Here is a 15,648-nt window from a genome sequence, read left to right as displayed (position 1 = left end):
AGACCGGATAAGCTGGCTTCAGCAGCTTATCCGGTCTTATTTTGAAATTAACTAATCATGTTTACGAAGTAAGAAAAGGCTACCGTGGATCCCGCTAATCCTAATTCTGGCTTTGCTGCTTCTCCTGCATCTCCATATAGTTGCGCATCTGGCGCATATTCTCGGGAGCGTCCATGTGATCGGCGGAGATCATTTCAATGATACAAAGTCTTCCGGCCTGTTCCTTCTCAGCTTGGATTATCGCCTGGTCAAGCTCTCCATAGGTCCGAACAGTCACGGTAAGGGCATCGCCTCCAAAAGCTTCGGCCAGCTTGGTGTATGACCAGCGCGGAATTTTGTTATATTGCTGATCCTCTGTTTTGACATTTAAATATTTTTCGATCGTATAACCATCGTTATTCAAAATAAAGATAATAGGTTTGCATTCATAAAAAAGCATGGAGCTGATCTCCTGGGCGGTCAACTGCAAGGAGCCATCACCTGTAAATAACAACACCCGTCGGTCCGGGGCAGCGATACAGGCACCGTATGCCGAGGGGGTGGCATAACCAATGGACTCCCAGCCTCCCTGAGCAATATACGTCACATTGCGCGGCAGTCTAACTTGTGCCATTCCGTTGTAAAATGTACCGGTCTCCGCAATCACAATATCCCCCTCTTGCAGCATCTGCTGAAAGCGCGGATAATAATTGGCCGCTGTTAGTGGATCATCGGCACTGCCCGTGATTTGGTCGTACGGGAATGTCGGTTTTCCAGCTAAACCTTGGCCTTTGTATCCAGCCTTTTGTAACGCAAGCAGCATGTCAGCAGCGTACACATTCGGATATTCTGCTTCTCCGACCTTGACCATCGCCGGTTGAATATCGACGGTCACCAGTGGGTTCAGCTTCGCGGTGAAATTTGCAGTGTTATTGTCTGCCAATACCATGCCTATCGCAATGATACAGTCTGCATTTTCTACCGTGGTTTGAACTTCAGAACTTCCGAAAGAACCTTGGTACATCCCAATATAATTAGGATGGGTTTCGTCGAATGCCCCTTTGCCGAACATCATTGTCGCAACAGGTACGTGCATGGCGTCGGCCAAGCGACGAACCGCTATCTCTAGACCAAACCGCATTGTTTTGACATCAACGAGAATGACCGGTCGGTGGGCCCGCTCCAGTAGCTGGCGGACATGTTCAGTTGCTGCCTGAAGAGTTTTCAGATTGGATGCTGGACGCGGCGGTACCGGCTCTTGGCGGGCAATAATCGGTTTGGTCACTAAATCATTAGCCACAACGAGGTATACCGGCTTTTTCTTTTCTTTGGCAATGCGAATGGCGGTAGGAATTTCTAGCTCGGCATTTTCCGGCGTCAGCACTGTGGTATAAGCTGTAATGTGATCATACACTTTGTGGAAGACGTCGAAATCCCCATTCATGAGGCTGTGATGCATCAGCTTGTGTGCTTGTTGATCCTTTTCGGGAGGTGCACCTACGATGTGAATCAGCGGTATATGCTCGCTGTTAGCGCCCGCTATCGCGTTGCAGGCACTGAGTTCGCCGACTCCAAAAGTCGTGATAAGAGCAGATAGACCTTTGATTCTTGCGTATCCATCCGCTGCATAACCTGAATTCAATTCATTCCGTCCACTAATAAACCTGATGCCGTTATATTGCTCCAGCGCGTCCAATAGTGTGAAATTATAGTCTCCGGCAACGCCGAAAATTTCGGTAATACCCTCCAGCTTCAAGCAATCGAACAAATACTGGCCCAGTGTCTTTGGAGTGGTCCCAGTTATTGAATTAGAATTACCAGCCGCTACTTTGATTCCCATCTCTTGCTCACTTCCTGTCCATTCAATTTTTTGTATAAGTTTCCCTTAACAGTGCTGGTTATTCACTATTTATGAGTAGAATCATATTTTCGTAATTGTGTCGTAATTTTATATAGTAGGTGTCGCATATTCCTATTAAAAATGCCCAAAGGATGTGATACCTTATAGGTGGATGTCAGAATAATATATACTTGGAGGCCAAGCGAAATGACCATTAGAATTGGCAAAATCAGTTTTTGGCATGTTCATGCCTGGGACTATGTCAAACAAGCCCAAGAGCATGAAGATACCGTTATCGCTGCGGTGTGGGATGAAGATGCTGAGCGCGGGGCAGAGGCTGCTGCGAAGCTGAATGTTCCTTTTTTTGAATCCCTGGATGAAATGTTGGCACAAGAAGACATTGATGCCGTAATTGTAGATGCTCCGACAAATCGTCATGAAGAGGTTATGATCGCTGCGGCCAAGGCGGGCAAACATATTTTCACGGAAAAAGTGATCGCCTCCACGCAAAAGGAAGCCAATCAGATCCTTGCCGCTGTTAACGACAATAAGGTTAAGCTGACAGTCTCGCTGCCGCGTCTAAACGACGCATATACATTGAAAATACAAGAGGTTCTCGATCAGAAGCTGCTGGGTAAAATCACATATGTCAGAGTTCGTTTGTCTCATAATGGGGCCACGGCGAACTGGCTGCCGTCTCATTTCTATAATTTAGAGCAATGTCAGGGCGGTGCATTGATCGATTTGGGCTGTCACCCAATGTATCTGACCCGGTTGTTCCTGGGAGAGAAAATAACCGGTGTAAGCGCTAACTTTGGCTATGTGACCGGTAAAGAAGTGGAAGATAACGCGGTGGCTACCCTGCATACTGAATCAGGTGCAATTGGTGTGGTGGAAGCCGGATTCGTGAATAGTCACTCGCCGTTTACCATTGAAGTGCATGGCATTGAAGGTACCCTGTTGTTCGGAACCCCGGAAGCTAAACTTCTGCTTAAGACAAATGTCGGTTCACCGGAATCGCCTGTATGGAGAGAGCAGGAATTGCCGGATAACGGGGAGAGTGCTTTCCATCAGTGGGTTGCCCATATTCAGGGGGATACGCTGGCTGAAGAGAACCTGGCAATCGCAACCGAGCTTACAAGCCTGATGGAAGCGGCGAACCGTTCAGTCCAGGAGGGACGTAAGATTAAGCTGGAAGAACTCGATTCCTAAGGCCTTTGGGAGGAAGCTTACAATGAACAGATTTCCTTTCGAGATCATGTTCGAGAAGCATGAACTGCTGGAACGGCTGGATCTCAGTATTCCGTGGGGAAATTATGAGCTTCGGGTGCTGCGGTTTCACCTGACCTCTTTTCCACCAGGCAAGGTCATTGATTTCCATGTTCATGCCGAATTCGAATTTCATTTTATCCCGAGGGGAAAAGGCAAGGTCATTCTCGGCGATCAAATGTACCCGTTGTCCGAAGGGATGTTATATATGACTGGACCGGGGGTCGTGCATTACCAGGAGGCTGATTCTGAAGAGTCCATGGAAGAGCTATGCCTGCATGTGGACATTGTAGAGAAGCCGAGGGAGGATGTTGACCCATGGGAGGCTGCGGAAGCAGAGGAGTTCGTCGCGAAGCTCCGAGCGCTGCCTTTGATACCGGCATATGATTATCATCAGGCGATGAGGTGTTTTTTGGAAGCCTATACTGCCTGCGACGGGAAGCTCATCGGCTACTATACTTCGATTAGGCATCTGGTCATCAGCATTCTGATCAAAGCAGCGAGAGCGTATGATACGGGCGAGATTCGCAGTGAAGCGCCTGTGAGGGACATGTCGACATACCGTTATGAGTATGCTGTCCAATACATGGAAGCGAACCATTCTGCGGCTGTCACATTGGACAACGTAGCCGAGAAGCTGAATATCAGCAGCAGGCAGTTGCAGCGGATTTTCAATCAGGCGAATCCGAAGCGGCCGTTCAGCAAAGTTCTGGAGGACATCCGGCTGCAGGTGGTATGTCGTAGGCTGGAAGAGAGTACGTACCCAATAGAGCAGATTGCGCAGGCCGCGGGCTTTACGAATGCGAACTACCTGCATGCCGTTTTTCGCAAACGGATGGGGTTGACACCTGCAGTGTACCGGAACATGAAACAGCAAATTACCAGTGAGGGAGAATGAATATGAGCAAAATATACAAGGTTGGAATTATTGGCTGCGGCGGGATTGCTAACGGAAAGCATTTGCCAAGTTTAAGCAAGCTTGAGAACGTTGAGCTGGTAGCTTTTTGTGATATCGTAGGGGAACGGGCTGAAGAAGCGGCAGCAAAATACGGAGCTATCGATGCCAAGGTCTACACGGATTATCAGGAGCTATTGCAGGACGCTTCGATTGACATTGTGCATGTGCTTACACCAAATATCTCTCATGCTGAAATCTCCATTGCTGGTCTTGAAGCTGGCAAGCATGTGATGTGCGAGAAGCCAATGGCCAAGACCTCCGAGGAAGCCAAAGCGATGGTGGAAGCGGCCAAGCGGACTGGCAAGAAACTGACCATCGGTTATAATAACCGTTTCAGAGAAGACAGCTTGTATTTGAAAAAACTTTGCGAAGAAGGCGAGTTGGGCCATATCTACATGGCTAAGGCTCATGCGATCCGCCGGAGAGCTGTTCCGACCTGGGGTGTTTTCCTGGATGAGGAGAAGCAAGGCGGCGGACCGCTGATTGATATCGGAACTCACGCACTGGATCTGACCCTTTGGATGATGGACAATTATAAACCGAAGGTAGTGCTTGGCACCAAGTATCATGAGCTATCCAAGCGAGAAAATGCAGCCAATGCCTGGGGTCCTTGGGACCCAAGCAAATTCAAAGTGGAGGATTCGGCTTTTGGCATGATCGTGATGGAGAATGGAGCGACTATTATGCTGGAATCCAGCTGGGCGCTGAACTCCCTCGAAGTAGATGAGGCCAAATGTAGTCTGAGCGGAACCGAAGCCGGGGCGGACATGAAGAACGGTCTGCGCATCAACGGCGAGAAATACGGCCGCTTATACACGAATGACATCGATTTGGGCACTGGCGGAGTAGCCTTCTATGAAGGTCGTGCAGAAAGTGCGCCAGACCTTGAGATGAGAAAATGGATTGAAGCGATCGAAGAGGACAAAGATCCGGTAGTTACGCCGGAACAGGCTTATGTAGTGTCACGGATTCTGGAAGCCCTCTACGAATCTGCACGCACAGGCCAAGCGGTATACTTGGACTAGAAAACATCGGATAAACACAGAACAGTACGTCTCCCGTAGGTTGGAGATGTGCTGTTCTTTTGCTTTTGGGGCAAAAAAAGAGGCTTGATAAACATGCAGGACGAAAGTCCTGACCTCGAAAGCTGACTTGCACTGTGAATCGGCATGTTTCATACTATATAAGCAATTCATCTTGGAGAATGGAAAGGAATTTATTTAATATCGTTAATTATTGGAGGGTTAGAAATGCGAATTGGAATTTTTGATTCCGGGGTGGGCGGCATTACGGTATTGCATGAGGCCTTAAAGCAGCTTCCCATGGAGGATTACATATATTACGCCGATACATTGCATGTTCCCTACGGTCCGAAACCGAAAGAAGATGTGAGAACCTATGTTTCGAATGCTGTAAAGTTCATTGTTGAACAGCAGGTCAATGCAGTTGTGCTTGCCTGCAATACAGCTACAAGCGTCTCGATCGATGAGCTAAGAGCGCAATATGATATTCCGATCATCGGCATGGAGCCAGCGGTCAAGCCAGCGGTTGAACACAACAGACGGGGAAATACACGTGTGCTGGTAACCGCCACGGCTCTTACGCTAAAGGAAGAGAAGCTGCAAAATTTGATAACCAAGCTGGATAACGAACATATCGTTGATTTGCTGGCCCTCCCGGGTCTCGTTCAATTTGCGGAGGAGTCGGAATTTAGTGAAGAAGCAGTTCTGCCTTATCTTAGAGAACAACTGCAAGGTTATGATTGGAGTCACTATGAGACGGTGGTTTTGGGCTGCACCCATTTCTCTTTCTACAAGGATATGTTTAGGAAGCTACTTCCGGAAGAAATTCATATTATTGATGGAAACAGAGGAACAGTTAATCATCTTAAAAGAAAGCTGGCAGAAGGTGGTGATCTGCATCAGGGCAGCGGTAATCTGGAGTTGTATCAATCAGGAGTCAGGGTGGAGGCAACGTCTGAGCTGGAGAAATACAGCAATTTTTTAAAAAGATTGGACCAGATTCAGAGCTGAATCGCTGAAAAGTAGAGGGACATAGTGTTATAATAGACTACTGGACGTATTGTGGAGGAAACGAGAGACGTAAGGAGCGAATATTTTTGAAGACACTTATTATTGCGGAAAAACCGGATATGGGGCGGAATATCGCCGCCGCAATAGAACCGAAGGCCAAAAATCACCGTTCCTATTTAGAAGGGGAGCAGTACATTATTACCTGGGCGATCGGTCATTTGATCGGACTGGCTGAACCCGATGCCTACGATGATAAATACAAGAAATGGAATATTAATGATCTGCCGATTATTCCTGATGAATTCAAGCTGGTGCCAAACGCAAGAACGCTGGATCAGCTCAAAGTGATTTCGGAACTGGCGAAGCGGAGCAATCTGCTGGTTAACTCTTGCGATGCCGGGCGGGAAGGGCAGCATATCTTTTCGCTGATTCAAAGGCACCTCAAGCTTAAGCAGCCGGTCAAGCGGCTATGGATATCTGATTTGACGCCGGAGACGATCCGCAAGGGCTTTCAGGAGCTGAAGGATGGAGCGGAATACGAGAATCTCACCAAAGCAGCCAAAGCTCGCAGTGAAGCCGACTGGCTGATCGGAATGAACGGCTCCCGCGCATTTACGACGAAGCACAATGTTTTGTTGTCGGTGGGGAGAGTGCAGACCCCGGTGCTGGCGCTTATTTATGACCGACAGAAGACGATTGAGGCGTTCTCGTCGCTGAAGTTTTTTGAAGTGGAAGGGCATTTTACACAGGGTGAGATGACGTATAAAGGCATGTGGCAGGGCGAGCGCATGACCGACGGGGCGAAGGCTGAGGCACTAGCCGCTAAGGTGAAGGGCAAGCCAGGACGTATTGCTTCCTATGAGGTCAAAGAGACCAAGGAGTACCCGAACAAGCTGTATGATTTGACGCTGCTGCAGCGGGAAGCGAACGGAAAGTATGCTTTTTCGGCCAAAAAAACGCTGGATGTCGCACAGGCGCTCTATGAAAAGCATAAAGTGATCTCGTATCCGCGGACGAACTCCAACTATGTGACCGAACAGAACATTCCCGAGATGCACAAGACCTTGTCTGCACTGCAAGGCACAGCCTATGACGAATGGGTGAAGGGAGCCAACCGGAATCTGGTGCACAAAGGCAACAAGTTCATCTGTAATCCGACGAAGGTCGAGGACCACCATGCCATCCTGCCTACCAATCGCAAAGCATCGGGACTTAGCGCGGATGAGCAGAAGCTGTACGATCTTATTGTGCGCCGTTTCCTGTCACAGTTCTACCCGGCGGCGGAATATAAGGTACATACAGTCATTACAGAGGTAGAGAACGAGAAGTTCAAGACCACGGTAAAAGAACTGCTGAGCCTGGGCTGGAAGGTGATTTATGCTGACCAGAAGAAGGACAAGCCGAAGACAGCCAAAGGTAAGGGCAAGGATGAGGAAGAAGAGGAAGAGATTGAAGTGAATGAGCCGTTCTCGGTCGTTCCCTCCAGTCCATTGACCTGCAGTGATGCCATCGTGAAAGAGAAGGATACGCAGCCGCCCAAGCACTACACGGAGGGAACCTTGCTTAAAGCGATGGAGAGTGCCGGGAAGCAGATTGAGGATGAAGAACTGCGTGATGTCATGAAGGATTCGGGTCTGGGGACACCGGCGACACGAGCGGCTACGATTGAGCGTCTGAAGAATGTCGGATACGTGGAGATGCAAGGAAAGAAAATTGTCATTACGCAAAAAGGCCGGACTGCGATCGAACTGATCCGTGGTGCCGGTATTGAGCTGCTGACCTCGCCAGAGATGACCGGACAATGGGAACGGCGGCTGAATGAAATCTCGCGCGGTACAGCGTCGGATGATCAGTTTATGGAGAATGTCAAGAAATTCGCCACGATGATCGTGACGAAGGTTAAGGTGCAATCTCGAGCCGACAAGACTTCTTTTGAAGGAGAGACACCCGCTGCAAGTGGCAAAAGCCGGAGCGGAACCGCTCGGAAGACTGAGAGCAAAGCGGCTGCGGCGCCGCGCAAGCGCAAGACGGAAGGCGAGGGTGGAGCAAGCGGTAGCCGGACAAAAGCGACTCCTGCCCAGACGTCCGGTGACACCGGGCCGAAAATCATCGGCCAATGCCCAAGCCCGGGCTGCGGCGGTATGATTTTTATGGGACGCAAAGGATATGGCTGCTCTCATTACAAAGAAGGCTGCAAGTTCGTGATCTGGAAAGAATGCTATGGACGCAGCCTGAGTGATACCCAAGTCAAAGCCTTGATCGAAAAAGGTAAGACGGGTAAGCTGAAGCTTACCGCCGAAGATGGCTCTCCATTGGAGGGCAAGCTGGTGTTGGCCAACAGTGCCACGGGGCAGTTGGTTGTGGAATAGCACTATGTAAAACATATCTGGCATGCGGAATTTCACACCTGTGGCGACCTATAAAGCTTGAGATAATCCTCCTCAGAATGATTTGAGGGGGATTTTTTCATGGGATACACAAAATATATTGACTGTTCGAGCAAACAGTTTTAAGATAGATGCATAAGAACTGACTGTTCGATCAAACAGTATTGGAGTGAGCGTGTAATGACTAAAACACAACCGTCCAACCAGGACGAACGAAGAAGTGCCATCATGCAAGCGGCATTCACGTTATTCGGGCAGGTGGGCTACACGAAAGCGACTATGAAGGATATAGCGGCCAAGGCTGGTGTGGCACAAGGACTGATCAGTTACCATTTCAGCACCAAAGAAACACTGCTGGTTGAAGTGGTCAGGGAGTGGATGATCAATCAAGGAATGAAGGCGGCCTTTGCAAAGTTGGATCTGCAGGTATCTCCAGCGGAGATTCTTCAGCAGGGGTTGCACCATGTGGTTGAATTTCGAAAAGAAAACCCGGAGTGGTTCACATTACTGATCAGCCTTTGGACGGAGAGCGTGAACAACGAAAAGCTCGCCAAAGAGCTGCTGGAACTATACAAGGAAATGAAGGCGGGCATTATAGAGATCATCGATCGCATGGAGCTGCAGCTGAACCAGAGCGAAAAGGAGACTTTTGCGTCACTGATCCAGGCCGTTTTCGACGGATTGATGCTTCAAGCTCCTGTACCGCTGTCTCCTGAGCCGCTCTCCCACGAGCAGGTGTCGCGGGGAATCGGATGGATGCTTGACGGAATTCGATCCGCAGCCAAGGAGAAAGGAGAATAAAACCATGACTAAGACATTGATTAGAATCGAAGGACTGGTCGTTCTGGTCTTAGGCATCTATTTGTACTTTTCCAACGGATATAACTGGGCCGCCTTCCTGTTGCTATTAATGCTACCCGACCTGTCCATGATCGGATATGTGGTCAGCAATAAGACAGGAGTGTATACGTATAATTTTGCCCATACGTTCGTTACACCCTTGTTGTTGTTGCTGCTTGGACTGGTTTTCTCGGTCGATTTTCTAATGATGATCGGCTTCATCTGGATGGTTCATATCGGCATGGATCGAATGATGGGCTTTGGATTGAAATACGAAACGGATTTTAAAGACACACATATTCAAAGATTATAACGCATTGAATTTATCTCCTTGAAAGACGTGAGGCATAGTGGATATAGAAAAAAGGGCAGTTACATTGCTTGATGGGGACAATCCAATATCTGGGGACTTGTATGTTTACGAGGAATCACCTAAAGATGCAGATATGGTACTTCTAAAAGTTGTAATTGGTGAAAGAAGTTTTATTAGTGAAGAAGTAGACTGTTTTTCAGCATTTGTATCGATAAGAAAAGAATTAGAGCAAGAGAACCTTCAAATTGCGTGCAATGGTTCTGCTAAAAGTGTTTATCCTTCAAGGATGCAACTAACAATGGGATATGGAAGAAAAGCATACAAATTATTCATTGGACAACAGGCGAAAATCGAAGATGTAGTAGACATATTTGATTGCGATACTGATTTAGAGTTTGTTACAGTTGAAGAACAATCCAACTTTTATGCCCAATGGATAAAAAGTGTTGTGGGATAAATATAAAAGAAGTTTTACGAAAAGAAACCACTCAATTGTTAGTTTTTTAAATAATGACTGTTAGCTCATAAAGTAGACGAACCGATTTTCTTGTACGCAAACTTAAGTAGTAGATATGCATTTATTTATGGGGAGATTAAGAGGAATACATGATGTTAGAAAAAAAGTGACCCTCCTAAGGGTCATTTGTATTTTAGTCGAATGATCAGAAAAAGCGGATGACGAACATATGCCTTCCGGATCATAATTTAATAGGTTATTGCTGCTTAATATATACCCAAGCTCTCTCATAGCTTATGCATAAAATATATAGAGCTCATTTGCATCAGTCTCGCAGTTTGCAAAGTTAATGAGTAGGGGGGACGTTTATGAAAGGACTAATCTTGTGCGCCGGCCGGGGGACGAGACTGCAGCCTTCGACTTATACCAAACCAAAGTGCATGCTACCTGTTAACGGGGAGTATATTCTCGTCTCAATCATTAACGAACTTGTTGCGGCCGGAATTACCGATATTGGAATCGTAGTGAACCATTCGCAAGGAGTGATCCGGGAAATGATCGGGGATGGGGAGCAGTGGAACGCCACTTTAACCTTTCTACTGCAAAAAGAAGCTAAGGGACTGGCTGATGCAGTCAAAAGCGCGCAGTCTTTTGTGGCGGATTCCCCTTTTTTATTGATGCTTGGCGATAATTTGTATGAGGGTGATTTAGAGCCATTGATTCGATCACTGGACGCAGATAAATCTGCGGCTTCAATACTGCTTCAGCGGGTCGAGGACCCCCGTCAATTTGGTGTGGCCGTGATCAAAGATGGGCAAATTGTCAGTCTGGAAGAGAAACCTCGCTATCCCAAATCCAATTTGGCTATTGTCGGTGTGTATGCTTTGACTGCAGCCATCTGGCCGGCAATTGAGAGACTTACACCTTCTCCACGGGGGGAATACGAGCTAACGGATGCGATTCAAATGTTGGTTTCGGAAGGCGGGCATGTTGCGTACAGCGTAACGACCGCACCATTTTTTGATATCGGGACCCATGAGCGCTGGCTTGAAGCGAACCGCTACAAGATGGATCAAGATCCCAAGAACTTTGTGGTGCCTTCCGGCATTAACTTCGTTCAGTGGATCCCTCCGGTTAGGGTTGATCCGACCGCCCGCGTAACGAACAGTGTAATTGGACCTCATGTGTATATTGGTCCGGATAGCGTCGTCGAAGATTGTATTCTGACCAATAGCATTTTGACGGATCAGGTGCAATTGTCCCATGTTCATGCGGAGGGAAGTGTTTTTGGATCACATGTTCATCTAGCTGAACAAGAAATTCAGGAGCAGCCGGCCCGTCATATCCTGGGAGATCGCGCAACGGTTACAAGATACAATCCTGACTTGCCGAACGTTTCAAAATAAATCGGCTGCTTACTGGGGATTGGTCCAATCCAGTTACTGGGGTAAACATACACTTAAAGTAGTCAAATGCATTAGACGACTATGCAGAAGTATACTTTTAAGGGTAGGTGGTCCTCGAGAATGATTGAGCTGGTTTTGACGATCAACGATAAAGACGGGAGCTATACGGCGCATGCGGGTGTTGTTCTTGCATCGATTTTTTTCAATACCCAGCAAACGATCAATGTGCACATTGTGCATGACGATTCCTTAAGTGAAGAGAACAAGTTAAAGCTCACCCAGTTGGTGGATGTATTTCATCACAACATCTTTTTTTATCATGTTACAGTTCCTGGGGATATGCTTGAAGTTGCAGCCGGCGTTCATAAAATTGAATATTGGACTATGGCCAGTATGTACCGTTTGTTGCTTCCGAATTTTATTCAGGCTGACAGGGTTATTTATCTGGACTGCGACATTTTGGTCAATATGGATATTAACGAATTGTGGAGCATCGACCTGGGAGAACACTATTTGGGCGCAGTGCTGGACCAGGGCGAAAACTTGCTTGAGTACTTTACCTCACTTGGGCTAAGTGCGGAGCTGTATTTTAACTCAGGGGTTATTCTGTTTCAACTGAACAATATCCGCAATAAACAGAATTGGTATGGAGAAATGCTCGATTTCTTGCGTAATTTTCCAATGATGACCATGCCGGATCAGGATGTTCTGAATGCCGTTTATAGCTCTAACTATTTGCAAATGGATCAGCGCTTTAATACGTTCGCTCATAGCGAACTCGATGTAGATAATAAAATTGTTCATTTCGCCGGAGACAGCAAATGGTGGGAGACAGACTCACCCGCAGCACCGCTATACAATAAATTCCTTGCCATGACTCCCTGGGGCAGAGAATTTACACCAGCGCCAGTTTCTGAGCCAGAGCAGGCCAACATCCCGCCTGAGCCGCCCGCTCCAGAAATTCAACCTGTAGAAATACAGCTTCCGGAAAACCCGGTCCCTGAAGTTGCAGCTCCGGCCCCGGAGAATATTCCCGTAAAGCGGCACAGACGGAAACGCCGCAGATCGTTACGGTTACGGATAATAAGTAGACTGAGAAAGAAAAAAAAGATCCGCGCCAAATATCGTTCTATAAAGCGGATAAAACTGATCAAGCGTCTACATGTAAAGAAGAAAAAAGCATTGCAATTGAGAAAGAAGAAACTGCCGCTGGTCAGAAAAAAGAGCAAACATGTGATGAAAAAGCTACCTCGGAAAAAAAGCACATACCCTTTGAAGCGTACCTCATAAGGGTCTGTGAGAGCGATCCGCCCGATGATCCGGGTGGATCGTTAAGGTTAGGTGTTATACAAGTCTTTAATACACTATTGCTAAGAAGCTGAGTCAATGGCCCGCTAATTCGTTCCTCTGCAAAACTTGCTGCTTCAGCCGGCGCGGGGAACCGTATCATAAATAAGGGCAAGTTTTTTTTGCGGATATTCATAAGAAAACAAAAACGTACCAAGACGAAAATTGGTAAAATGGAGGTACCATTACTCGCCCAAAGATTTCCTTGTTTCGGGAACTGGAACGGTAGCTTAAAGAGTCTAAAACCAAGCGTGACGAAACTTTATCGGGGTGCCGAACATTGCCAAGGACCGATTCACATCGACTTTGTCTGAATGGAGATTATTATGAAAAGAGTTGGAATTGTTACTGTTTACTACAAAAACTATAATTACGGTGGCCAGCTTGGAGCTTATGCACTGCAAAAAGCTATAGCTAAGTTAGGATTTCATTGTGAGCAAGTTACATTCAAGTGGCAAAATGAATACTACTTACAAGCGTGTGAAAGTGCTAAAAGTGCTGAACATTTTAGGATTTTTTCCGAAAGCATTCCCCACAGCGAACGTTTATATACAGTATCTGATATTGCAGAATGTGTTGATGATTACGATATTTTTGTTTGTGGTAGCGACCAAATATGGGGTTTACCATGGGTTATTTCCGATGACATTTTACCCTGTATGGCACTTTCTTTTGTTCCAGCATCAAAAACGAAAATTGCATACGCACCAAGCATGGGAGGAGCAGAAATAGGGCCCGATCGAAAAAATATCCTTGCTCCACACGTTAATTCTTTAGACTTTGTTTCTGTTCGTGAAAAAAGTGCAATCCCTTTTGTGAAAACGATGAAGAATGGAGAGGTTACTCATGTATTGGATCCTGTAATGCTTCTTGATGAATCCGAATGGGATGATATATCTGCTACTCCGCCAGAAAAAGCCTATATTCTGACTTATGATTTACGAGATACAGGGGTTCAGGAATATGCTGAAGCACTTTCAAAAAAGTACGGATACGAGATTATATCTCTTGCAACTGCTGGAGCAGCTACGTTTGGTCCGAAGGAATTTGTAGGATACATAAAACACGCTAAGTATTTTATTACTAGTGCTTTTCATGGGGCTGTCTTTGCCATTTTATATAAGGTTCCATTTTTGGTTTTCCCTGTATCTGATAATCCACAAGACCCCATATCAATGGATTCAAGACTGATAGCTCTGCTGGATACGTTTGGCTTATCTTCTTGCTATGTTTATGATACATCAAATATTCCAAATATTGATGATGTTACTTTTCATCATATAGACGAATCAAAAACAAGTGCTTTTCGTCATAATTCACTTCAATTTCTTAAAGATGCTTTGGAATTTTAAAAATAAACCAAAGCATGTGTGCGCTAGGCGAGGGCATTTTACAAATGCGGATGAGTGTTGTCAAACATGAAGGAAGGGTATCCCCTGGTAAGGAATTCGGTGAGTTATTGAGTTCAGGTGTTTGATGTTCATTAGATGTACTAGAAGGGCCATCCCTACAAGGGATGGCCTAAAAACTTGCCGTTACAGACAGCGCGATGAACCTTATCATAAGTAGTGGCAAGTTTTCTTGGGAGATCTTGCAAGAGTCTGTATTGGCATTATATCGACTTTAGGAGTAGGATGGGGCACGCTCCGATAGAAACGATGCGCAAACAGGCTTCTGGGGGCTTTGCTTTGGAAAAGCGGCTTCTGTATTTAAGTCGGACTTCCTACTAATTTGCTTATGTTACAAAAATGTTTATCAGATCTTTAGAATGATTCTCTATGCTGTACTCTATGAGGGGGAGTACGATAATGAGAACAAGATGGAAGACCGTAAAGAAAATGCTGAAGCAACTGACATTAGCTGCTATCGGCCTGCTTATTGTAGGGACCTTGGCCATTTATTTGAACCACCAGTATCAGCTGCGCGAGGAGTCGGGACTGTTTGCAGGCGAAGGGCAAAGAGTAAGGGTAAACAACCATGAGCTTAATGTATATAATGAGGGCAGTGGCGAGGACACCTATGTGTTCATGGCCGGTTCTGGTACTGCCTCGCCAATGTATGAGCTTAAAGGGCTTTACAGCAAATTCTCGGCAGACCACAAAATCGCGGTCATTGAAAGAGCAGGGTACGGGTATAGCGAGATCGCTGGTGACGATAGAGATCTGGATACGATCCTCGAACAATCAAGGGAAGCGCTGCATGGAAGCGGCAACAAACCGCCCTATATTCTGGTGCCGCACTCTTTGTCAGGACTGGAAGCGATCTATTGGGCGCAGAAATATCCGCATGAGATTAAAGCAATCATTGCCCTGGATATTGGTCTTCCCGAAGAATACGTGGAGCACCCGTGGGGAAGGCTGGACAAGCTGTTCATGCGAGGCATGAATGTGTTGACGCGCCTGGGTTTTCAGCGTTTGTCGCCTTATATGACCTATGATCCCGAGATCATCCGGCAGACCTTTCTGACCGAAGGGGAGAAGCGGAAATTCAAAGCGATTTCTTATAAGCAGGCTTTCAATGAAGATATGATGCGGGAACTCCTAAACGCAGCGACCAATGCTGGACGATCACTGAAGTTACTTTTTCCTAAGGGAACACCGATCCTGTTTCTATCCGCCTATACGGAAGAGAATCAGGATTCGAAATATACTCTCCAAAAGGAAGAGCACTATCAAGTAATCGCCGGACAGTTGGATGTTGCGGAGGTAGTTCGGGTAAAAGGTAAGCACTCTCTCTATTTGTACGCACCAGATGAAATCTTCCAGCTTGCGGAGAATTTCATGGACAGACTGTAAATCAGACAAGCAGAAAGGCTGCAT

The 15,648-nt window shown here is 46.6% G+C and carries 13 protein-coding genes; 12 read left to right on the top strand and 1 reads right to left on the bottom strand.

Annotated features, from left to right (window positions below):
• Nucleotides 1-100: 100 nt before the first annotated feature.
• Complete coding sequence (locus AC3Y23_RS24025) at nucleotides 101-1,819, bottom strand: alpha-keto acid decarboxylase family protein (protein ID WP_379203839.1); 1,719 nt, start codon at nucleotides 1,817-1,819, stop codon at nucleotides 101-103.
• 207 nt (nucleotides 1,820-2,026) lie between these two features.
• On the opposite strand from AC3Y23_RS24025, the gene AC3Y23_RS24020 reads away from it, so the two are divergent.
• The 12 genes from AC3Y23_RS24020 (at nucleotide 2,027) to AC3Y23_RS23965 (ending at nucleotide 15,624) form a co-directional block, all read left to right on the top strand.
• Nucleotides 2,027-3,031, top strand: a complete 1,005-nt coding sequence (locus tag AC3Y23_RS24020) for a Gfo/Idh/MocA family protein (RefSeq protein ID WP_379203837.1) — start codon at nucleotides 2,027-2,029, stop codon at nucleotides 3,029-3,031.
• Between the two features lie 22 nt (nucleotides 3,032-3,053).
• On the top strand, nucleotides 3,054-3,986 hold the full coding sequence (locus AC3Y23_RS24015) for a helix-turn-helix domain-containing protein (RefSeq protein ID WP_379203834.1): 933 nt from the start codon (nucleotides 3,054-3,056) through the stop codon (nucleotides 3,984-3,986).
• Nucleotides 3,987-3,988: 2 nt separating this feature from the next.
• Nucleotides 3,989-5,071, top strand: a complete 1,083-nt coding sequence (locus tag AC3Y23_RS24010; protein ID WP_379203832.1) for a Gfo/Idh/MocA family protein — start codon at nucleotides 3,989-3,991, stop codon at nucleotides 5,069-5,071.
• A gap of 225 nt (nucleotides 5,072-5,296) precedes the next feature.
• Nucleotides 5,297-6,079 carry a glutamate racemase gene (gene murI / locus AC3Y23_RS24005; protein WP_379203830.1) on the top strand — a complete coding sequence of 261 codons (783 nt, stop codon included), beginning with the start codon at nucleotides 5,297-5,299 and terminating at the stop codon, nucleotides 6,077-6,079.
• Between the two features lie 86 nt (nucleotides 6,080-6,165).
• On the top strand, nucleotides 6,166-8,448 hold the full coding sequence (locus tag AC3Y23_RS24000; RefSeq protein ID WP_379203828.1) for a type IA DNA topoisomerase: 2,283 nt from the start codon (nucleotides 6,166-6,168) through the stop codon (nucleotides 8,446-8,448).
• A 198-nt stretch (nucleotides 8,449-8,646) separates the two neighbouring features.
• On the top strand, nucleotides 8,647-9,267 hold the full coding sequence (locus AC3Y23_RS23995; protein ID WP_379203826.1) for a TetR/AcrR family transcriptional regulator: 621 nt from the start codon (nucleotides 8,647-8,649) through the stop codon (nucleotides 9,265-9,267).
• A 4-nt stretch (nucleotides 9,268-9,271) separates the two neighbouring features.
• Nucleotides 9,272-9,619 (top strand): DUF4260 domain-containing protein, encoded by a 348-nt coding sequence (locus tag AC3Y23_RS23990; protein ID WP_379203824.1) that lies wholly within the window; start codon nucleotides 9,272-9,274, stop codon nucleotides 9,617-9,619.
• Between the two features lie 37 nt (nucleotides 9,620-9,656).
• Complete coding sequence (locus tag AC3Y23_RS23985) at nucleotides 9,657-10,076, top strand: hypothetical protein (RefSeq protein WP_379203822.1); 420 nt, start codon at nucleotides 9,657-9,659, stop codon at nucleotides 10,074-10,076.
• A gap of 368 nt (nucleotides 10,077-10,444) precedes the next feature.
• A complete protein-coding gene (locus tag AC3Y23_RS23980) occupies nucleotides 10,445-11,482 on the top strand; it encodes a sugar phosphate nucleotidyltransferase (protein WP_379203820.1) in 1,038 nt (345 codons plus the stop codon).
• A gap of 120 nt (nucleotides 11,483-11,602) precedes the next feature.
• Entirely contained in the window at nucleotides 11,603-12,772 is a 1,170-nt protein-coding gene (locus AC3Y23_RS23975) for a glycosyltransferase family 8 protein (protein ID WP_379203818.1), read from the top strand.
• Between the two features lie 383 nt (nucleotides 12,773-13,155).
• A complete protein-coding gene (locus AC3Y23_RS23970) occupies nucleotides 13,156-14,181 on the top strand; it encodes a polysaccharide pyruvyl transferase family protein (protein ID WP_379203816.1) in 1,026 nt (341 codons plus the stop codon).
• 456 nt (nucleotides 14,182-14,637) lie between these two features.
• Nucleotides 14,638-15,624, top strand: a complete 987-nt coding sequence (locus AC3Y23_RS23965) for an alpha/beta fold hydrolase (RefSeq protein ID WP_379203814.1) — start codon at nucleotides 14,638-14,640, stop codon at nucleotides 15,622-15,624.
• Nucleotides 15,625-15,648: the final 24 nt, after the last annotated feature.

This window comes from Paenibacillus sp. MAHUQ-45, from assembly GCF_058133325.1.
This window is presented reverse-complemented; position numbering and strand designations above follow the sequence as displayed.